18 protein-coding genes are annotated in these 19,089 nt (G+C 37.2%); 12 read left to right on the top strand and 6 right to left on the bottom strand.

Annotated features, from left to right (window positions below; genetic code table 11):
- The first annotated feature begins 8 nt into the window (after positions 1–8).
- Positions 9–833 (top strand): mechanosensitive ion channel family protein, encoded by an 825-nt coding sequence (locus tag HW347_RS12335; RefSeq protein WP_214612112.1) that lies wholly within the window; start codon positions 9–11, stop codon positions 831–833.
- A gap of 67 nt (positions 834–900) precedes the next feature.
- Here the strand turns inward: HW347_RS12335 and HW347_RS12330 are convergent, their stop codons facing one another.
- A complete protein-coding gene (locus HW347_RS12330; RefSeq protein ID WP_214612111.1) occupies positions 901–2,178 on the bottom strand; it encodes a UDP-N-acetylmuramoyl-tripeptide--D-alanyl-D-alanine ligase in 1,278 nt (425 codons plus the stop codon).
- A gap of 70 nt (positions 2,179–2,248) precedes the next feature.
- Positions 2,249–3,919, bottom strand: coding sequence for a gliding motility lipoprotein GldJ (gene gldJ, locus HW347_RS12325; RefSeq protein WP_214612110.1), 1,671 nt, complete (start codon positions 3,917–3,919; stop codon positions 2,249–2,251).
- A gap of 465 nt (positions 3,920–4,384) precedes the next feature.
- Between gldJ and porV the strand changes: the two genes are divergently transcribed.
- The 9 genes from porV to HW347_RS12280 all read left to right on the top strand — a co-directional run bounded on the left by porV (position 4,385) and on the right by HW347_RS12280 (position 14,102).
- Positions 4,385–5,536 carry a type IX secretion system outer membrane channel protein PorV gene (gene porV, locus HW347_RS12320; RefSeq protein ID WP_214612109.1) on the top strand — a complete coding sequence of 384 codons (1,152 nt, stop codon included), beginning with the start codon at positions 4,385–4,387 and terminating at the stop codon, positions 5,534–5,536.
- 75 nt (positions 5,537–5,611) lie between these two features.
- Positions 5,612–6,094, top strand: coding sequence for a cytidine deaminase (cdd, locus tag HW347_RS12315; RefSeq protein WP_214612108.1), 483 nt, complete (start codon positions 5,612–5,614; stop codon positions 6,092–6,094).
- A 157-nt stretch (positions 6,095–6,251) separates the two neighbouring features.
- Positions 6,252–7,247, top strand: coding sequence for a pyruvate dehydrogenase (acetyl-transferring) E1 component subunit alpha (gene pdhA, locus HW347_RS12310; RefSeq protein ID WP_155597729.1), 996 nt, complete (start codon positions 6,252–6,254; stop codon positions 7,245–7,247).
- Positions 7,248–7,256: 9 nt separating this feature from the next.
- The gene (locus tag HW347_RS12305) at positions 7,257–8,882 is read left to right on the top strand and encodes a pyruvate dehydrogenase complex dihydrolipoamide acetyltransferase (RefSeq protein WP_214612107.1); all 1,626 of its coding nucleotides are present in this window, start codon (positions 7,257–7,259) and stop codon (positions 8,880–8,882) included.
- A gap of 90 nt (positions 8,883–8,972) precedes the next feature.
- Complete coding sequence (locus tag HW347_RS12300; protein WP_214612106.1) at positions 8,973–10,022, top strand: M28 family metallopeptidase; 1,050 nt, start codon at positions 8,973–8,975, stop codon at positions 10,020–10,022.
- The gene (locus HW347_RS12295; protein WP_214612105.1) at positions 10,022–10,702 is read left to right on the top strand and encodes an SDR family NAD(P)-dependent oxidoreductase; all 681 of its coding nucleotides are present in this window, start codon (positions 10,022–10,024) and stop codon (positions 10,700–10,702) included. The genes HW347_RS12300 and HW347_RS12295 overlap by 1 nt, the downstream gene beginning before the upstream one ends.
- Positions 10,703–10,830: 128 nt before the next feature.
- Positions 10,831–11,433, top strand: a complete 603-nt coding sequence (locus tag HW347_RS12290; protein ID WP_162524571.1) for a SprT-like domain-containing protein — start codon at positions 10,831–10,833, stop codon at positions 11,431–11,433.
- Between the two features lie 95 nt (positions 11,434–11,528).
- On the top strand, positions 11,529–12,611 hold the full coding sequence (locus HW347_RS12285) for a mannose-1-phosphate guanylyltransferase (RefSeq protein WP_214612104.1): 1,083 nt from the start codon (positions 11,529–11,531) through the stop codon (positions 12,609–12,611).
- A 9-nt stretch (positions 12,612–12,620) separates the two neighbouring features.
- Positions 12,621–14,102, top strand: coding sequence for a DUF389 domain-containing protein (locus HW347_RS12280; RefSeq protein WP_214612103.1), 1,482 nt, complete (start codon positions 12,621–12,623; stop codon positions 14,100–14,102).
- A 12-nt stretch (positions 14,103–14,114) separates the two neighbouring features.
- Here HW347_RS12280 and HW347_RS12275 read toward each other — a convergent pair whose 3' ends face one another.
- Together HW347_RS12275 and HW347_RS12270 are read right to left on the bottom strand one after the other, a co-directional pair.
- Positions 14,115–14,882 (bottom strand): ABC transporter ATP-binding protein, encoded by a 768-nt coding sequence (locus HW347_RS12275; RefSeq protein ID WP_214612102.1) that lies wholly within the window; start codon positions 14,880–14,882, stop codon positions 14,115–14,117.
- Entirely contained in the window at positions 14,879–15,619 is a 741-nt protein-coding gene (locus HW347_RS12270; protein WP_214612101.1) for an MlaE family ABC transporter permease, read from the bottom strand. The genes HW347_RS12275 and HW347_RS12270 overlap by 4 nt, the downstream gene beginning before the upstream one ends.
- A gap of 112 nt (positions 15,620–15,731) precedes the next feature.
- On the opposite strand from HW347_RS12270, the gene pafA reads away from it, so the two are divergent.
- On the top strand, positions 15,732–17,393 hold the full coding sequence (gene pafA / locus HW347_RS12265) for an alkaline phosphatase PafA (RefSeq protein WP_214612100.1): 1,662 nt from the start codon (positions 15,732–15,734) through the stop codon (positions 17,391–17,393).
- A gap of 10 nt (positions 17,394–17,403) precedes the next feature.
- Positions 17,404–18,192, top strand: coding sequence for a glutamate racemase (gene murI, locus HW347_RS12260; protein ID WP_214612099.1), 789 nt, complete (start codon positions 17,404–17,406; stop codon positions 18,190–18,192).
- Here the strand turns inward: murI and HW347_RS12255 are convergent.
- Together HW347_RS12255 and HW347_RS12250 are read right to left on the bottom strand one after the other, a co-directional pair.
- Positions 18,181–18,681, bottom strand: a complete 501-nt coding sequence (locus tag HW347_RS12255; RefSeq protein WP_225901913.1) for a dihydrofolate reductase — start codon at positions 18,679–18,681, stop codon at positions 18,181–18,183. The two genes, murI and HW347_RS12255, sit on opposite strands and share 12 nt — an antisense overlap.
- The gene (locus HW347_RS12250; protein WP_214612098.1) at positions 18,678–19,067 is read right to left on the bottom strand and encodes a 2TM domain-containing protein; all 390 of its coding nucleotides are present in this window, start codon (positions 19,065–19,067) and stop codon (positions 18,678–18,680) included. The genes HW347_RS12255 and HW347_RS12250 overlap by 4 nt, the downstream gene beginning before the upstream one ends.
- Between the last annotated feature and the right edge of the window lie 22 nt (positions 19,068–19,089).

The raw sequence follows: 19,089 nt of genomic DNA, 5'->3' as shown, positions 1-19,089 counted from the left end.
AAGAGAACATGGATAAAGTTTCAGAGTGGCAAAATTTAGCTTTCAATACCTTAACCTCAATCATAAGTGATATTGCTTCTGCATTGCCTAACATCATAGGTGCAATAGTAATTTTGCTAATTGGTTGGGCTATTAGTAAGATAGTACGTTTTGTTTTGAAGAAGGTATTTAAGATTGCACAATTAAGTAAGCTTTCAGATAAGATTAATGAAGCAAAGTTGTTTGGGGATAGTGAGGTAAAAATTGATATTGAAAAAGTTTTACTTCAATTCGTAAAATACATCCTTTTATTAGTCTTTATAATTGTCGCTGCAGATATTGTAGAGTTGACTATTATTTCGCAAGAAATTGCTAACCTGTTACGTTACTTGCCTATTTTGCTAAGCGCTATGGTCATTCTTATGATCGGATTGTATGCTGCTAAACTTATAAAATCTGCGTTAAAGAGTGTTTTTGACTCTATGGGTTTTGGAGGAGGTAAGCTTGTGAGCAGTATAGTGTTCTATGTCATTATAATTTTTGTGACAATTACTGCATTAAATCAAGCGGGTATAGATACATCTATGTTCACTAGTAACTTTACCCTTATACTTGGGGCATTTTTATTAGCTTTTGCTCTAGGACTAGGTCTTGGGTCTAGAAATGTGGTAGAGAGTTTGTTGAAGACTTTTTATGCAAGAAAAAATTACGCTGTTGGCGATAAAGTTAAGTTTGTTGATATAGAAGGCACTATAGAAGCAATAGATAATATAAGTGTAACCTTAAATACAAAAGAAGGTAAGCTTATTGTTCCTATAAAAGAGATTGTAGAAAACAGAGTTAAGTTAGGATAGTATTTTAAAACAAATAGATAGTTGGGGCGGTGCTTTAGGGAGTGCCGCCCTTGCTTGTTTAGTGAAATTAGATAGTGTCTAAAATTCGTTCTAAAGCCATGCCTCGCGATCCTTTTATAAGAATAAGACTTTCTGAATGTAATTGATTGTTGTTAAGAAAATTCTTAAGCTCATCAAACGAGCTGTATTTCTTTAGGTTTGTTTCTACACGGTTAAAGTTTTCTCCCACTAGTACTACTTCGTCAAATTTTAGTGTTGTAGCTAAATCGGCTATGTTTTGGTGTTCTGTTGGGGTTATACTTCCCAGTTCAAACATGTCTCCAAGGAATGCAATTTTGTGATTCCCCTCCATTTGAGAAAAGTTTTCTAGTGCAGCCTTCATGCTTGTTGGGTTTGCGTTATAGGCATCAAGGATAATTTGCCGGCCGTTACGGGTGATAATTTGTGAACGGTTGTTGCTAGGGGAGTAGCCTTCTATGGCTTCTTTAATTTTTTCTAAAGGAACATTAAAATATTTCCCCATTAGAATAGCAGCAGCGCAGTTAGTAAAGTTGTAACTACCTACTAATTGCGATTCTATGCTATTATCTTCAACGATTACTTTTACAAATGGGTTTGCACCTGAAAATGCTATTTTGTAAAACTCTTTTTGATTGGTGCTAAAACCATATTTTTTGATGTAACCACCCAATTTTTGAAGTTGAATAGGGTCATCTGCATTCATGAAAATATGCTTATCGTTTTTAATTAGAAACTCATATAATTCACTCTTGCCTTTAATAACGCCTTCTTCACTTCCAAAACCTTCAATATGGGCTTTTCCAAAATTTGTAATATATCCAAAATCTGGTTGCGCCAAACTGCATAGAAACTCAATTTCCTTTTGATGGTTCGCGCCCATTTCTACAATAGCAATCTCGGTATCTTCTTTTATAGAGAGTAGGGTAAGGGGTACGCCAATATGATTGTTGAGGTTGCCTTTGGTAGCTATGGTGCGGTACTTTTTTGATAGTACTGCGTTAATCAATTCCTTGGTGGTTGTTTTGCCGTTACTTCCTGTTAATCCAATAACCTTGGCCCTGCAATGATTTCTATGGAAGGAAGCCAATTCTTGAAGCGCCTTCAATACATCATCAACTAAAATATGTCTATCAGACTCTACATATTCCTTTTCGTCAATAATGGCATATGCGGCGCCATTTTCTAATGCAGCGGAAGCATATTTGTTTCCATTAAAGTTGTCTCCCTTCAAAGCGAAGAAAATACTATCCTCTTTTATTTTTCTAGTATCCGTACATATTTCTGGAAACTCCAAAAAGATATTATGCAATTGCGCTGTTTTCATAAAGTAAAAGTATAAAAAAAGTCCCGGCATAATGTACCGGGACTTTCTGGAAAATTATATTTTAAAGAGCTTATCTTACTTTTTTGCCCCTTGGTGTTTTGTTCTTCGTTTTAGACTTAGAACCAACTCTAGACATTGCACATCTGAAACCAACATAATCGGTAGCCATATACTGTGGCATATATCTTCTTTGTGCTGGGTCTAACCAGTAAGCTCTATCTCTCCATGAACCACCTTTGTAAACTCTTACTTCATCATTAATCAAAGTTGATCTGTTGTTTGAGTGGTCATATTGACGTACTAACTTGCCTGCTGAATCACGCTCAACACTGTGCTTTGGTGAGTTGTACATTTTTTTGCTATCCTCTTGTTCTTCATCCTCATCGCTAAACTGGTCAAAAAATCTAGACGAACCTGCATCACCATCACGGTATCCTCTGTTGTCACTTGAAGAAAAGTTTGTTCTTAGGTAAGTTTCTTCTTCATCAACTGGAACCATCTTGATTTCTCCAGGAAGATTCATTGCAATTATTTTTCCATTAGGCATAGTATCATACATTACAGAATCTCTAAGAATGTTTACTTTACCATCTTCGCCAATTGCAGTTTTCATATAAATGTTACCACGGTAGTAGTTGAAATCACTTACTTCATCATCTACTATAGGTCTGTAAACATCAGCTACCCATTCAGCAACGTTACCGGCCATATCGTAAAGACCAAGATCGTTAGGCTTGTAAGACATTACTTGAGCAGTAATATCAGCACCATCATCAGACCATCCAGCAATTCCGCCGTAATCTCCTTTACCTTGCTTAAAGTTGGCCAATTGATCACCTCTACCTACACGTTGTCCGTTTCTCGTGTAATCACCATCCCAAGGATATTTTTTTCTACCTCTATAGTTGTTGTATTCACGAGTACCTTGGTTTGCTTGAGCGGCATATTCCCACTCAGTCTCTGTAGGTAATCTATATTCCGGCATAATTACACCGCTACTTCTTTTTGCAAATGTATTTACACTATCTTTTTTAGCTTTCCCTTGTAAAGAATCTATTTGACCATTGTAAACAGATTCAGGTCTGTTAAGGTAGGCTTGTGTACTGAACGTACCTGTAACATCTCCTTGTGCTGCTTTATATTTAGCATCTTCTGCTAAGTATCCTTCTCTTTCTAGCATAACTTCGTTTACACGATCTGTACGCCATTCAGCAAATTGGGTAGCTTGAACCCAGTTAATACCAACTACAGGATATTCTGCGTAAGCAGGATGTCTTAAGTAGTTATTAGTCATAGTTTCGTTAAAACCTAAGCGGTTTCTCCATACCAATGTATCTGGCAAAGCTCCTTTATAAATATTAGTATATTTTGGGTCTTCTGGAGGGTAAACACTCTTTAAATAATCAAGATACTCTAAGTACATAACGTTAGTTACCTCAGTCTCGTCCATATAGAAGGACTGAACGTGCTGCGATGTTGGAGTGTTGTTCCAATCATGCATAACGTCATCTTGCACCTTACCTTTGGTGAAAGTACCACCTTCAACAAATACAAGGCCTGGGGCCGTTTCTTGTTCTTTAAAATCCGTATTGTATTGAAAACCACCTTCTTTGGCATTTATTTTCCAACCTGTGGCTCTCGACACATCTTTGGAGGAACCGGATTTCTTACAGCTGGTAACTGTAAAACCTCCTGCTAGTACTGCACAAGAAAGTACAACTTTGATAAACTGTTTTTTCATAATTAGGACTTGAGTTCAAATAGTACCACTGCTAAAATGGTAGCGCAGTTGGTTATTTTATTTTGATTAATTTTTAGTATCACTTTCGGCATATAAAACGATGTTTTGCACATAATATTTTATTTGCCAAAAATTATTTTGTCAAACAGGAGCTATCGTATTTTGATATAACCTAAGCCGCCTTAAAAATCATAACGGTACAAATAGCTTTATAGTATGGCTACACGTATTTCTTTTGCTTAAAAAAATGTGGGCCTAACCTAATATTTTTTTAGGAACGCGAAATTACAAAAGATGTACGTACTTTGTACACCGATTTTAATTTGAAACGAAAATTTAAAAATATTGTATTTCTCATGCAAGATATTCCTTAAATGGCCGTTTACATGTAATACATCTAATATTTTTTTTGGATGTAGCACTATATTGTAATATTTGACCGACTAAATTTAGCTCTATTAAAAAATGAAAAAACTTTCAATACTCGTTTTGCTTGCGCTTGCAGGTAAAATATCGGCCCAAGAAATAGGTGATCGGGTAATTACAACAGCAGTTCCTTTCCTGAATATTACGGCAGATGCCAGAGCAGCAGGTATGGGTGACTTAGGTGTAGCTACTTCAACCGATGCGTATTCGCAACAATGGAACCCTGCAAAATTTGCGTTCGCAGAGCGTAAAATGGGTATTGGTATGGGTTATACGCCTTATTTGAGCAATTCTATTTCAGGTATTGGTCTTTTAAATGCTAGTTATTTTAATAAAATTGATGACCAGAGTGCCTTTGCTTTTAGTCTTAGGTATTTTACGTTGGGAGATATTGAGCTAAGGCAGACTTTTGATGATATAGGAACAATAGTAAAGCCTAATGAACTGTCTTTTGATGGTTCGTATTCGTTAAAATTGAGCCCTACTTTTTCAATGGCCGTAGGTGGTAGGTATATCAGGTCTAACCTGAAATTCCAGAATGATAATAATGTAGATTCTAAACCTGGAAGTACTTTCGCAGTGGATGTGGCTGGGTTTTATCGTTCAAGAGAAATCGCTTATAATACCTTTGATGGTCGCTGGAGAGCAGGTTTCAATATCTCAAACTTAGGTGGTAAAATTGCTTATGATGAAAACGGACAGGATAACTTCATCCCTACTAATCTAAAGTTTGGTATTGGTTTCGATTTTATTCTTGACCAAGATAACGTTATTGGTTTAACCTCTGAATTCAATAAACTGTTGGTGCCAACACCTCAGGATTTTGATGATGATGGAGATTTAGATGCTGCTGATAATGATGAATACCAGAGCATTGGTTTTTTAAGTGGAGTTTTCAAATCTTTTGGAGATGCGCCTGATGGTTTCAGCGAAGAGCTAAAAGAAATGACTTGGGCATTAGGTGCAGAATACACGTATCAAGATGCTTTTATGTTCCGTACAGGTTATTTCAATGAAAGTGATGTAAAAGGGTATAGAAAGTATTTTACTATGGGTGCAGGATTTAAATTTAAATCAGCACAGATAGATTTATCTTATTTATTCTCTACATCTAAAATTACCAATCCAGTAGAAAATTCACTTCGTTTCTCTTTGACCTTTAACTTAGGGGAGGAATTCTATAATGATTAAGAAATCAATAAATATAAAATAAGAAAACCTGCCATACGGTAGGTTTTCTTATTTTAGGCCCTCACTAAAAGAAGTATGCAAAAACAGAATATAACTTTTGAATTGACCATTTTTGATTCTATTGAAGAACTTTCAAAAGAAGATAACGCATTAATGTTAGATGCTATTAGCGCTAGGAAGAATGCCTATGCTCCATATTCCAATTTTCAGGTTGGGGCAGCAGTTCTGCTAGAAAATGGGGAGGTTGTTATTGGTAATAACCAAGAAAATGCTTCATACCCTTCAGGTCTTTGTGCTGAGCGGGTTGCAATTTTCTATGCGGGTGCCAAATATCCGGGCGTAGGTGTAAAGGCCATTGCTATTACGGCAACATCTATAAATTATCAATTAACTAATCCAGCAGCACCTTGCGGTAACTGCAGGCAAGCTATTTCTGAATACGAAGTCAAGCAGAAAAAGCCTATACCATTAATGATGATGGGTGAAAAAGGCAAAGTCTTTAAATGTAATTCTATGGCCGATATTCTGCCTTTAGGCTTCGATAGTTCCTTTTTGTAACAGTTCTTGACATCCTTAGGATAAATTCTAACAAACCTTTTTCATCTATTTTTTTCAACTATTAATTTAATATGTATTTTTGCCCTTCTGGTCCGTTCCGTGAAATAAAGTGGAATAGTCAGGTTGTTGTAACCAAGAATCCAAATTATTAGCATCAATGAAAAAAATAACTAAAGAAGTATATCTGCAATGGTATGAAGATATGATGTTCTGGCGTAAGTTCGAAGACAAGCTTGCACAGGTATACATTCAACAAAAAGTTAGAGGTTTTTTACACTTGTATAATGGTCAAGAAGCGGTTTTGGCTGGTTCGTTGCATGCAATGGACCTAACTAAGGATCGTATGATTACTGCTTATAGGAATCACGTACAGCCCATTGGTATGGGAGTTGATCCTAAAAGAGTAATGGCAGAATTATATGGTAAGGTTACAGGTACCTCTCAAGGTATGGGTGGATCAATGCATATTTTTTCTAAAGAGCACCGTTTTCACGGAGGTCATGGTATCGTAGGAGGTCAAATTCCTTTAGGTGCAGGTATGGCTTTTGGGGATAAATACGCAGGTAGAGACAATGTTACCTTATGTTATATGGGTGATGGTGCTGTACGCCAAGGTGCGTTTCATGAAGCATTGAACTTGGCTATGCTTTGGCAACTTCCGGTTGTATTCATTTGTGAAAACAATGGTTATGCCATGGGTACTTCAGTAGAAAGAACATCTTACTCTACAGAAATTTGGAAACTAGGTCTGGGTTATGAGATGCCTTGTGGTCCTGTTGATGGTATGGATCCTGTTACGGTAGCTCAGGAAGTTAGTAAAGCTGTTGATAGAGCACGCTCTGGTGGTGGACCAACTTTTCTAGAAATGAAAACATACAGATATAGAGGTCACTCTATGTCAGATGCACAGCATTATAGAACTAAGGATGAGGTAAAGGAATATCAGAAGATAGATCCTATTACTCAAGTGCTTGATATTATTAAAGAAAATAATTACGCATCCGAAGAAGATATAAAAGCAATAGACAAAAAGGTTAAAGAGTTAGTTTTAGAATGTGAGAAATTCGCAGATGAATCTGACTACCCACCAGTACAGCAATTGTACGACATGGTCTATGAGCAAGAAGATTTTCCATTTGTAGAACATAAATAATTAGCTAAAATGGCAGAAGTAATAAACATGCCCCGCTTGAGCGATACCATGGAAGAAGGTACCGTAGCCAAATGGTTGAAAAACGTTGGTGACAAAGTAGAGGAAGGCGATATACTTGCAGAGATAGAGACTGATAAGGCTACAATGGAATTTGAGTCTTTCTATGAAGGTACTTTGTTGTATATTGGTATTGCAGAAGGAGATGGTGCCCCAGTAGATTCTTTGTTGGCTATTATTGGCGAAGAAGGAGAGGATATTTCATCACTTTTAAATGGTAGTGCAAGTGCTTCAGAAGATGAAGATACTGAAGAAGCTAGTGAGCCTGTGAGCAATAGTTCTGAAGGTTCCGGTGATGCTTCTGCAGAAGTTCCCAAAGGTGTTGAAATCGTAAAGATGCCACGCCTAAGTGATACTATGGAAGAAGGTACTGTTGCTGCTTGGTTGAAAAAAGTTGGTGATACAGTAGAAGAAGGTGATATTTTAGCTGAAATCGAAACGGATAAGGCTACAATGGAATTTGAATCTTTCTATACAGGTACCTTATTATATGTTGGTATTCAAGAAGGAGAATCTTCTCCGGTTGATGCTGTATTGGCCGTTATAGGACCTGCAGGTACAGATGTTGATGCTGTGCTAAATGCTAAGCCATCATCTGGTGCAAAAGCAGCGTCTTCAGATGCTAAGAAAGAAGAGCCTAAGAAAGAAGCTGCCAAAGATACTTCGGCGTCAAAACCGGTAAACGATGGTCAGCGTATTTTTGTTTCTCCTCTAGCTAAGAAAATTGCTAAGGAAAAAGGTATTGATTTATCTAGTGTTAAAGGTTCTGGTGATAACGGAAGAATTGTTAGAAAAGATGTAGAAGGTTATACGCCTGCTGCAACTGCTCAAGCTCCAAAAGCCGCTGTTCAAGCTGCAGCACCTGTAAGCGCTCCGGTAATTTTACCAGTAGGTGAAGAAGGTTCGGAAGAAGTGAAGAATTCGCAAATGCGTAAAACCATAGCGAAACGATTGTCTGAGTCTAAATTTACAGCACCACATTATTACCTTACTATAGAGGTAGATATGAGTGATGCAATGGCATCAAGAAAGCAAATCAACGCTTTGCCAGATACAAAGGTTTCTTTTAATGATATGGTTGTGAAAGCATGTGCCATGGCATTGAAGAAGCATCCGCAAGTTAATACTACTTGGAACGGAGATACTACGCGTTACAACCACCATGTACATGTTGGTGTTGCCGTAGCGGTAGACGAAGGTCTTGTTGTTCCTGTGTTGAAATTTACAGAGCAGTTGAGTTTAACTCAGATTGGTTCAGCCGTTAAGGATTTGGCCGGTCGTGCTAGAAATAAAAAATTGACTCCAGCAGAAATGGATGGAAGTACGTTTACAGTTTCTAACTTAGGTATGTTTGGTATAACGGAGTTTACTTCAATTATCAATCAGCCTAATTCAGCAATTCTATCAGTAGGTGCTATAGTTCAAAAACCAGTGGTTAGAGAAGGTCAAATTGTTGTGGGTAACACAATGAAAGTAACTTTGGCATGTGACCATAGAACGGTTGATGGTGCTACAGCAGCTCAATTTTTATCTACATTACGCGCGTATTTGGAAAACCCGGTAACTATGCTGGCTTAAACAGATAGCAAACTATTATAATAAAGGCATCTCGGTTATTTCGGGATGCCTTTTTTTATTTCTAAATTGTACCTTAAAATTATTACATCTATGAAAAAGTCTTTTCTGTTTTTAGCTGGTATGTTGGCCCTATCTTGTGGCTCTTCAAAAATTGACGAATCGGTAACCCTTCAAAGTGAAGAAGCGGTGAAATTTGATCGTAGCTTAATGGAAGTTCCCAAGAAAGCAGATGACGTTAATGGTATAGGTAGTGCGGTAAATACTTCGCAAAATCAATTTTCTAGTGCAGATAAAGTAGGTGCTATTATGGGCTTTTTGGCTTCAGACGAACTTCAAGGTAGAGATACCGGTAGTGAAGGGATAGAAAAAGCGGCTACTTTCATAGAAAACATTTTTTCAAAGAATAATGTGAAGCCTTATTTTGAAACGTATAGAGATAACTTACCTGACTATGAAACACCAGCATTCAATGTAGTAGGTGTGGTTGAAGGTAATGACCCTGAATTGAAAAATGAGTTTGTAATCATTGGTGCTCACTATGATCACATAGGTCTAATTGCCGAGGAGAACGGAGATAAGATAGCCAATGGTGCAAATGATAATGCAACAGGTACAACCACTGTATTGGAGCTAGCACGTTATTTTGGTAAAGCAAAGACAAACAAACGTAGTATTATGTTTGTTCTCTTTACAGCTGAAGAAAAGGGGTTGCTCGGTTCAAAACATTTGTCGCAAAAACTTAAAGAAGAAAATCTTAATCTCTACGCGATGATTAACTATGAGATGGTTGGTGTACCATTGGTTGGTAAAGATTACTTGGCCTATTTAACTGGCTTTGAAGAATCGAACATGGCGGAGGTAGCAAATAGCTATACAGATGAGACCTATGCAGGTTTTCTTCCAAAGGCAAAAGAATTCAATCTGTTCAAAAGGTCGGATAATTACCCGTTTCATGAAGCTTTTGGAGTGCCATCTCAGACATTTAGTACGTTTGACTTCACGAACTTTAATCACTACCATAAAGTAGGCGATGAGCTTTCTGAAATGGATTTTGGACATATGGCCAATTTAATAAACAAGAGTATTCCAGTAATTGAAGGAGTCGTAAATGCACCAACTAAAGAAATCAAATACAACTAATGGCAAATGTTATTATAACTGGGTCGAGTAGAGGTATAGGTTTTGAACTGGCTCAATTATTTGCGGATGAGGGGCATAAGGTTTTGGCTTTATCACGTAACGACAAACCTATTTCGGAATTAGGCCACAAGAATATTTTCAGTTTTCCTTTTGATCTTGGTAAACCATCTGACTTTAAGAAGATGGAAGATTTCATTGATGAAAATTTTAAAACCGTAGACTTGCTTATTAATAATGCAGGACTGTTGTTGAACAAACCTTTTCTAGAAACCGAAGCTGATGAGTTCGAAGCTGTTTATAAGGTAAACGTATTCGGGGTTGCAGAGATGACTAGAAGGGTTGTTCCTAAAATGTCTAAAGATGGGCATGTCATAACTATTAGTTCTATGGGCGGTGTTCAGGGTAGTGTTAAGTTTCCTGGCCTGTCTGCTTACAGTTCTAGTAAAGGCGCCGTTATTACGCTCACAGAACTTTGGGCGGAAGAGTTCAAAGAAACTGGGCCTTCATTTAACGTATTAGCCTTGGGTGCTGTCCAGACTGAAATGTTGGAAGAGGCTTTCCCTGGGTATGAAGCACCAACAACTGCTTTGGAGATGGCTCATTATATCAAAAACTTTGCGCTAACGGGGCATCAGTTTTATAATGGTAAGTTGCTTCAGGTGAGTAATAGCACACCCTAATATTCTTATTGCTTTTGCCTTATTTTATTCAAAGGGCTGCTTGAAGCTACTCAATGTCATAAATTTTGACATAGGCTTAATAATAGATAGCTTCATTTATTGGTTGAGTTAACTTATTTTTGTCCGCAGTGAGAAATGTGCTACAGAAATATCTTCCCGAACGGGCTATTGATTCGTGTTTAGAGTTGATCAAGAAAACAGGTGTAAACTTGAAAGTGGTTAATGAAAGGGTCACGCGTCATGGCGATTACCGCAGAATGCCTAACGGAATGCATCAAATAACTGTAAATGCAAATCTCAATAAATATCGGTTTTTAATAACGTTAATACATGAAATTGCTCATTTAGTAGCTTTTGAAAAGTATGGTAGAAGTATAAAACCGCATGGGGCAGAATGGAAACATATTTTTCAATATCTGATGTTACCATTTATTCGACCTGAAATATTCCCTACTCAATTGTTGCCTCTTTTAGCTAATCATTTTAAGAATCCTAAAGCAAGTAGTAGTACAGATGCCAGGTTGTCAATAGCCCTGAAGCATTTTGATGAACAACAAACAAATAGAACTTACGTTTTTGAAGTTCCTTTAGGTAGTATTTTTCGTATACATAATGGAAAATTATACAAAATGGGAAATAGAAGAGTAAAGCGTTATGAATGTGTAGAGGTAGCTACCGGTCGTATGTATCTTTTTCAGCCCAATGCTGAGGTTGAATTAGTTTTTGAATGATGTTTGTAGGAAATAGTGTTAAGAACAAGAAAATAAGTAACTTTAAATAAGAACTAGGTAAGTCCCTTGACTTTCGGTTTAATAGCAACAAAGAAATGAAGAACAAAAATTATTACGCAGTTTTAATGGCCGGTGGTGTCGGTTCAAGATTTTGGCCAATTAGTACATCATCTTACCCAAAGCAGTTTCATGATATGTTGGGTACAGGGGACACTTTAATCCAAAAAACTTTTAAACGTCTTAATAAATTTGTGCCTACTGAGAATATTCTCATTTTGACCAATGAACGTTATAATGATTTGGTTTTAGAGCAACTTCCGTTAGTAAAGCAAGACCAAGTGGTTTTGGAGCCTGCTATGAGAAATACGGCACCTTGTATTTTATACGCCGCATTGAAGATTCAAAAAATGAACGAAAATGGCGTTATGATTGTTGCGCCTAGTGATCATTGGATTGAGGATGAAGATGCTTTTGCCAAAGATGTTATTACTTGTTTTGAGAAATGTGAGAAAGAAGATGTGCTTTGTACGTTAGGTATAAAACCATCTTTTCCAAATACTGGTTTTGGTTATATTGAATTTGAAAAAGAAAGTGCGGAAGAGATTAAGAAGGTAAATCAGTTCAGAGAGAAACCTAATTACGAAACGGCGAAGGAATTTTTAGCTCAAGGTAATTTCTTGTGGAATGCAGGAATCTTTATGTGGAGTGTTAAAACTATCGTGAATGCCTTTAAAAACTATCAACCTGAGCAGTATTCACTTTTTGAATCAGGCATGTCTTCTTACAATACAAGCGAAGAAAAAGAGTTTATAAAAGAGAATTACCCAAAAGCAGAGAATATCTCTATAGATTATGCGATTTTGGAAAATTCTAAATCCATTTTTGTACTTCCAGCAACTTTTGATTGGAACGATTTGGGTACGTGGGGCTCTTTATACGATAAGTTGGATAAGGACGAAAACAATAATGCCATAGTAAATAGTAAAGTCATTACAGCAGACGCCTCCGGAAACATGATTAGGTCTCCAAAAGGCAAAGTGGTTGTTGTAGACGGTCTTAATGATTATATTATCGTAGACAAAGAAGAGGTGCTTTTAATATATCCAAAATCGAAAGAACAGGATATTAAAAAAGTGCTGGGAGAGGTTAAAGATGCATATGGAGATGAGTATGCCTAAAAGTACAATATGAGCGATAAATTGAATCAAGATAATATTACGCCTACAGAGGAACCAACAGAGAGCCAAGAGGCCGTTAAGCAGGATGCCAAAGGTCTTTGGGAAAGCTTACGAAGGTTCATGCGTGAATTATTGGATATTCGTGAGAATACAGATCAAGAGGCCACTAAAGCGGCTATAATTGCGGATATCCCCTTTAAAGGGCATACCTCGTGGATTTTGATTTGTTCTATTTTTATTGCATCTATTGGATTGAATGCAAACTCTACCGCAGTGGTAATTGGTGCCATGTTAATCTCGCCACTAATGGGGCCAATTTTAGGTCTAGGGATGTCTTTGGCCATTAATGATATTGATACATTAAGACGGTCGCTAAAGAATTTTGCGGTAATGGTGGTGCTCAGTGTATTGACTGCATACCTGTTCTTTGAGTTTTTTCCTATTCAAGATGAATCTTCAGAACTTCTTGCCCGTACTGCGCCGGACATTCGTGATGTGCTTATCGCCTTTTTTGGTGGTTTGGCACTGGTGATTGCGAGGGCAAAAAAGGGTACTATAGCGAGTGTTATTTTTGGTGTGGCTATTGCTACGGCTTTGATGCCACCCCTTTGTACCGTTGGTTTTGGTCTAGCAATAGGTAATCTGGATTACGCTGTTGGGGCTATGTATTTGTTTACGATAAATACAATATTCATTGCTCTAGCAACTTTTTTAACCATAAAACTTTTGAAGTTTCCAATGGTACGTTATGCTAATTCTGCAAAGAGAAGACGTATTGCGCGTATTGCTTCTATTGTAGCTTTATTGGTAATGATTCCTGCGGGAATGACTTTCTATGAGGCTTTTCAAGAGTCTATGTTTAAGAAGCAAGCAAATGAGTTTGTAAACGCAACAATAGGGAAGTATAAATTTACTGGCGGTGGAAGATATCTAGATAATTTTACTAGTATTAAATATAATAAGGGAGAAAAGCCAATGATTGAATTGGTTTGTATGGGTAATGAAATTATACCGGCAAATATAATTTCTACATGGGATACGATGTTAAAGGAAGACGATGATTATAAACGTCTAGCCGATACAGAACTACATGTTATTCAAGGTTCTCAGAATGAGCAAGTGGATCAGTTGAAATATATTAATGAGCTTTATGAATCCCAGAAAAACCAATTGTCCGGTAAAGCCGAAAAAATAGCTTTTTTAGAAGCTGAGGTGACGCGTTTGCAAAAGAACGCTTCCCAACAAAAGCAAATACCTTTTCATGATATAAGCGCTGAGGCAAAGGCTAATTATGAAGATTTAGTTTCGTTGCAATATGATAATGCGGTAATTACCGATTTCAATAAGACGGATACCTTAACTATTTTTGAAGTGAAATGGAAACAAGGTTTAGCTTCCCGTAAAATTGAAGCAGAAAACAAGAGGGTTTACGAATGGTTAAAAGTGCGATTGAAAGATACTACCATTCAATTACGCGGAACTTCTAAATAGAATAAGTAAAATCTAATTTCTCTCCTCAATGTACATTTGACGTACTTTTTTAAAGAGATCAGAAGAATACACAAAATCGGTAACGGTCTCGTTATCGGTTTTGAATATTTCTTTATTAGTACCTTCCCAAGCTTTTAATCCATCCTTTAGGAAAAGAATTTTTTCACCTATTTCCATCACCGAGTTCATGTCATGAGTGTTGATTATCGTGGTGATATCATATTCTTCCGTGATTTCTTTAATTAGGTTGTCTATTACGATAGCCGTTTTAGGGTCAAGGCCTGAGTTGGGTTCATCGCAAAAAAGATATTTTGGATTCATTACAATGGCACGTGCAATAGCTACACGCTTTTGCATTCCACCAGAAATTTCAGAAGGAAACTTATGATGAGCATCAACAAGGTTTACTCGTTTTAGAACAAAATCCGCTCTGTCTTGCATTTCAGACTTAGACTGTTTGGTAAACATCTCTAGAGGAAATTTTACATTGCCTTCAACAGACATAGAATCAAACAAGGCACTACCTTGGAAAACCATACCCATCTCTTGGCGTAAGTCTCTTTTTTCCGCGTCAGTAAGATCGTTGTATATTTTTCCGTCATAACTAATAGTACCTTCTTCAGGAGTAAAAAGACCTAAAAGGCATTTAAGGAAAACGGTTTTACCAGATCCACTCTGTCCAATAATTAAATTGGTCTTCCCTTTTTGAAAACTTGTTGTAATCCCCTTAAGAATATGGGCGTCGTCAAAAGACTTGTGTATGTCGTTTACTTCTATCATTGGCCTAATAAGAGTTGAGTGAGTATGTAGTTTGATACAATAATTACAACGCTCGTCCATACAAAAGCAGTTGTACTAGCCTTACCCACTTCTAATGCCCCACCTTTCATATAAAAACCATGATAAGATGGTACTGTAGCCAAAACAAATGCAAACACTAATGTTTTTATAAAAGCATAAGTAACTTGAAATGGGGAGAAGTCTAACTGAAGACCTTCAACAAAGTCGGCACTGGTAAGAAACCCACCAAAAACTCCTGCAATCCATCCACCAGAAATACCAACGAACATGGAGATGGCTATGGCAAACGGGTAAAAAAGCATTGCAATAATCTTAGGAAAAACAAGGTAGTTGAGTGCATTTACACCCATAACGTCTAGGGCATCTATCTGTTCGGTCACACGCATAGAACCTATGCTTGATGTAATGTAAGACCCTACTTTACCTGCCATGACAATAGAGACAAAGGTTGGTGAGAACTCTAAAATCAGTGATTGTCTTGCAGTAAAACCAATAAGGTATTTTGGAATTATTGGGTTGGTAAGGTTCAAGGCGGTTTGTATAGTTATTACCGCCCCTATAAAGAACGAAATAAAAATAATGATACCCAGTGATCCAAAAATGAGTTCGTCTATTTCTTTCAAAATGAGCGATTTCATAATGCGCCATTTTGTAGGTTTCTTAAAGACCTCTTTTATCATAATGGCATATCTGCCAATCGATGCTAGGTGTTTCATGGGATGAAAATAGGTATATCCTAACAAAAATAGCAATAAAGGATTTCATTTAACTTGCATTTTTAGTTTAAAAGGGGAATTTCTTTACTTTTGTTATCTCAACAAAACAACTATGTGCAAGAATTATTTCATCTTATTTTTCTCAGTATTTACAATCGCTTTTTTACCTTCCAATTCCTTCGGTCAGAAAAAATCTAAAGAACAAATTGAAGCACCTTTAAAAACCAATCCAAAACTGGTAGTTGGTATAATTGTGGATCAAATGAGGTATGATTACATCACCCGTTTTTGGGATCAATATGGTGATGATGGGTTTAAACGTTTGGTGAACGAAGGATTCAACTGTAAGAACAATCATTATAACTATGCGCCTACTAGTACTGGTCCTGGTCACACATCTGTATATACGGGTACAACGCCAGCCATGCACGGGATTATTGGTAATGATTGGTATGATAAAACTACGGAGACTGACGTCTATTGCGCTGGGGACTCTACTTACAATTCCGTAGGGACTACTTCTGATGCCGGAAAAATGTCGCCACACAGAATGGCTGTAACCACCATAACGGACGAACTTAGGTTGCATACCCAAATGCGAGGAAAAACTATAGCTATTGCTTTGAAAGATAGGGGAGCTGTATTGCCTGGTGGTCATACGGCCAACGGAGCTTATTGGTTTAGTAATGGTTCATGGATTACGAGTTCTTACTATATGGATAAGTTGCCTAGTTGGGTTGAAAAATTCAATGCGGAAAAATCGTTTGATGCTTATAAAAAACCTTGGAAGACTTTAAGAGATATTAAGGATTACGTTGAAAGTGGTGTCGACGATAATGCTTATGAAGGTTTGTTTAAGGGGGAGAAGTCTTCTGTTTTTCCGCATAACATACCAAAGCTTTGGGATGAGAATGGAAAATATGAGATGCTAAAAGCAGTTCCTTTTGGTAATAGTATGACAGCAGACTTTGCTATAGCTGCATTGGAAGCTGAACAGTTGGGGTCTGATGATATAACTGATTTCTTAGCAGTTAGTTTTTCTAGTACAGATTATGTAGGTCATAAGTTTGGAGTAAATTCCAAAGAGGTGCAGGATACATATTTACGATTGGATCAAGATTTGGAACGATTATTTAAAGAATTGGATCGTAAAGTGGGTAAAGGGGATTATACGGTGTTTTTGACAGCGGATCATGCGGCAATTGATGTTCCTTCATACCTAAAGGACCAGAAAATACCAGCAGATTATATTGATTGGGATAGTATGAAAGCTAATTTTAATCAGTTTTTAGAGTTTAACTATGGTACGACAGATATCGTTAAGAATTTTTCAAATTACCAATATTTCCTAGATCATAAAATTATTAAGAATTTAGATTTAAGTGTTCAAGAGGTTCAGGAAGCTATAGCTAAGGAGCTGTTGACCTATAAAGGAATAGATCGTACATATACTGCATACCAAATGTGGCAGAATGATTATACACATGGTATTCCTTATATTCTTCAAAATGGCTATAACCAAAAGCGTTCAGGCGATGTATTATTAGTGTTGTCTCCACTTACCATTTCGTACCCTAAAACCGGTTCTACCCATGGTTCTCCCCAGATTTATGATACGCATGTTCCATTACTTTTTTATGGAGCGGGAATTAAACAGGGTAGCACGGTGGAAAGGACTGAAATAGATGACGTAGCGCCTACTGTTTCTGCATTGTTGGGGATTGCATTTCCGAGCGGAGCTACGGGAACTCCTATAGTTCAGGTGTTAGAATAAAAAGATAACTATGAGCAATCAACCAATAGGGGTTTTTGATTCAGGGGTAGGAGGAACTTCCATTTGGAAAGAAATTCAAAAATTACTGCCCAATGAGAATACCATCTATTTGGCGGATAGTAAGAATGCACCTTATGGGGAGAAATCCAAAGAAGAGATTCTTCAACTTAGCATCAAGAACACAGACCTTCTGTTAGAGAAGGGGTGTAAGATTATTGTTGTTGCCTGTAATACGGCAACAACAAATGCTATTTCATACTTAAGAGCAAATTACAACTTGCCTTTTATAGGCATAGAGCCCGCAATTAAGCCGGCTGCATTACAATCCGAATCTAAGACAATTGGTGTGTTGGCAACAAAGGGAACGCTTTCTAGTAGCCTTTTTCATAGTACTTCTGAAAACCATGCCCATGGTATTAAAGTAATAGAGCAAGAAGGTACAGGTTTAGTCCCGTTAATAGAAAACGGTAAAGTAGATGCGGAAGAAACCAGGTTGCTTTTGAACACCTATGTAGAACCAATGCTTGATCAGGGTATGGATTGCTTAGTGTTGGGCTGTACGCATTATCCGTATTTAATTCCTGTGTTAAAAAGGATGTTACCGGTTCACGTAAAAATCATTGATTCAGGTGAGGCCGTAGCTAGGCAAGTGAAAGCTATTTTAGAAAAAAACGATATCCTGAATACTTCGGAAAAACTTGTAAAGCATCAGTTTTATACCAATGTAAATCCAGATGTATTAAAAAACTTTGTTGAAGGCGTAGCTGCTAATATCTCGGTAAATCAACTAGATTTTTAAATAGGTAAGATACGTAAACGCGTATTTGTGTTTTTCATCCTTTGGATGGTACTGCTCGGTAGCAAGCTCCCAGATAGTTTCATCTATTTCTGGAAAAAATGTATCCGCATCTTCAAAACTCCCATGTACGCGGGTAAGTTCAATTTTATTGGCTAGCTCCATTCCCAATTTGTAAATTTCACCGCCTCCTATTACAAAGGATAACGGCTCATCTTTTACAAGTTCCAAAGCTTCAGGTAAGGAATGCACCACAACACATGCGTCGTAATCTACGGTGTAGTTTTTATCCCTTGTAATTATCACATGTTTGCGATTTGGAAGTGGCTTAGGGAAACTCTCGTATGTTTTCCTGCCCATAATAATGGTATGGCCAGAGGTAAGGCTTTTAAACCTTTTAAAGTCATCCGGTAAATGCCACAGAAGGTCATTGTCCTTGCCTAGAGCATTATCTTCGGCCGCTGCTGCAATCATGGCTATGGTATTGTTCATGGTTCAATTTTTTTATTGATTTTAGCAAGCGGAAAATCGGTCTCTATCTCTTTTTGTATTTCTGAAATACGTTTCTTTTGTCTGGCTACAAGTTTTTCACGTTGAGCGCGTTCCCAGTCCTTACCCATGAATTTTTGTGTGATAAAAACATTAAAAGCATGAATGATAAATAAGAAGGCCCAGAAGGTAATACACCAGATAAACCAATCATAGGTGTCACCATATTTTAGAATCTTATTAATTAGAATCATAAAGACACTACCAATAAGAAAGATTACAAAATGAACATATAGACGCTTCTTTTGCTTGATGCGGGTTTGGGCGTTTTCGAGCATTTCGTGTTGCTCAAGATCTACTTCAGACCGGTTTTTGTTTTTAGAGAACATACGAATCGTTACCTTTAGTCTA

This window comes from Zobellia barbeyronii (assembly GCF_018603515.1).
Taxonomy (GTDB): Bacteria; Bacteroidota; Bacteroidia; order Flavobacteriales; family Flavobacteriaceae; genus Zobellia; species Zobellia barbeyronii.
This window is presented reverse-complemented; position numbering and strand designations above follow the sequence as displayed.

What these genes read in the sequence shown, in the direction of transcription:
- HW347_RS12335 (WP_214612112.1), top strand. Translation starts at nt 9, where the DNA reads ATGGATAAAGTTTCAGAGTGGCAAAATTTAGCTTTCAATACCTTAACC.
- HW347_RS12330 (WP_214612111.1), bottom strand. Translation starts at nt 2,178, where the DNA reads ATGAAAACAGCGCAATTGCATAATATCTTTTTGGAGTTTCCAGAAATA.
- gldJ (WP_214612110.1), bottom strand. Translation starts at nt 3,919, where the DNA reads ATGAAAAAACAGTTTATCAAAGTTGTACTTTCTTGTGCAGTACTAGCA.
- porV (WP_214612109.1), top strand. Translation starts at nt 4,385, where the DNA reads ATGAAAAAACTTTCAATACTCGTTTTGCTTGCGCTTGCAGGTAAAATA.
- cdd (WP_214612108.1), top strand. Translation starts at nt 5,612, where the DNA reads ATGCAAAAACAGAATATAACTTTTGAATTGACCATTTTTGATTCTATT.
- pdhA (WP_155597729.1), top strand. Translation starts at nt 6,252, where the DNA reads ATGAAAAAAATAACTAAAGAAGTATATCTGCAATGGTATGAAGATATG.
- HW347_RS12305 (WP_214612107.1), top strand. Translation starts at nt 7,257, where the DNA reads ATGGCAGAAGTAATAAACATGCCCCGCTTGAGCGATACCATGGAAGAA.
- HW347_RS12300 (WP_214612106.1), top strand. Translation starts at nt 8,973, where the DNA reads ATGAAAAAGTCTTTTCTGTTTTTAGCTGGTATGTTGGCCCTATCTTGT.
- HW347_RS12295 (WP_214612105.1), top strand. Translation starts at nt 10,022, where the DNA reads ATGGCAAATGTTATTATAACTGGGTCGAGTAGAGGTATAGGTTTTGAA.
- HW347_RS12285 (WP_214612104.1), top strand. Translation starts at nt 11,529, where the DNA reads ATGAAGAACAAAAATTATTACGCAGTTTTAATGGCCGGTGGTGTCGGT.
- HW347_RS12280 (WP_214612103.1), top strand. Translation starts at nt 12,621, where the DNA reads ATGAGCGATAAATTGAATCAAGATAATATTACGCCTACAGAGGAACCA.
- HW347_RS12275 (WP_214612102.1), bottom strand. Translation starts at nt 14,882, where the DNA reads ATGATAGAAGTAAACGACATACACAAGTCTTTTGACGACGCCCATATT.
- HW347_RS12270 (WP_214612101.1), bottom strand. Translation starts at nt 15,619, where the DNA reads ATGAAACACCTAGCATCGATTGGCAGATATGCCATTATGATAAAAGAG.
- pafA (WP_214612100.1), top strand. Translation starts at nt 15,732, where the DNA reads ATGTGCAAGAATTATTTCATCTTATTTTTCTCAGTATTTACAATCGCT.
- murI (WP_214612099.1), top strand. Translation starts at nt 17,404, where the DNA reads ATGAGCAATCAACCAATAGGGGTTTTTGATTCAGGGGTAGGAGGAACT.
- HW347_RS12255 (WP_225901913.1), bottom strand. Translation starts at nt 18,681, where the DNA reads ATGAACAATACCATAGCCATGATTGCAGCAGCGGCCGAAGATAATGCT.
- HW347_RS12250 (WP_214612098.1), bottom strand. Translation starts at nt 19,067, where the DNA reads ATGTTCTCTAAAAACAAAAACCGGTCTGAAGTAGATCTTGAGCAACAC.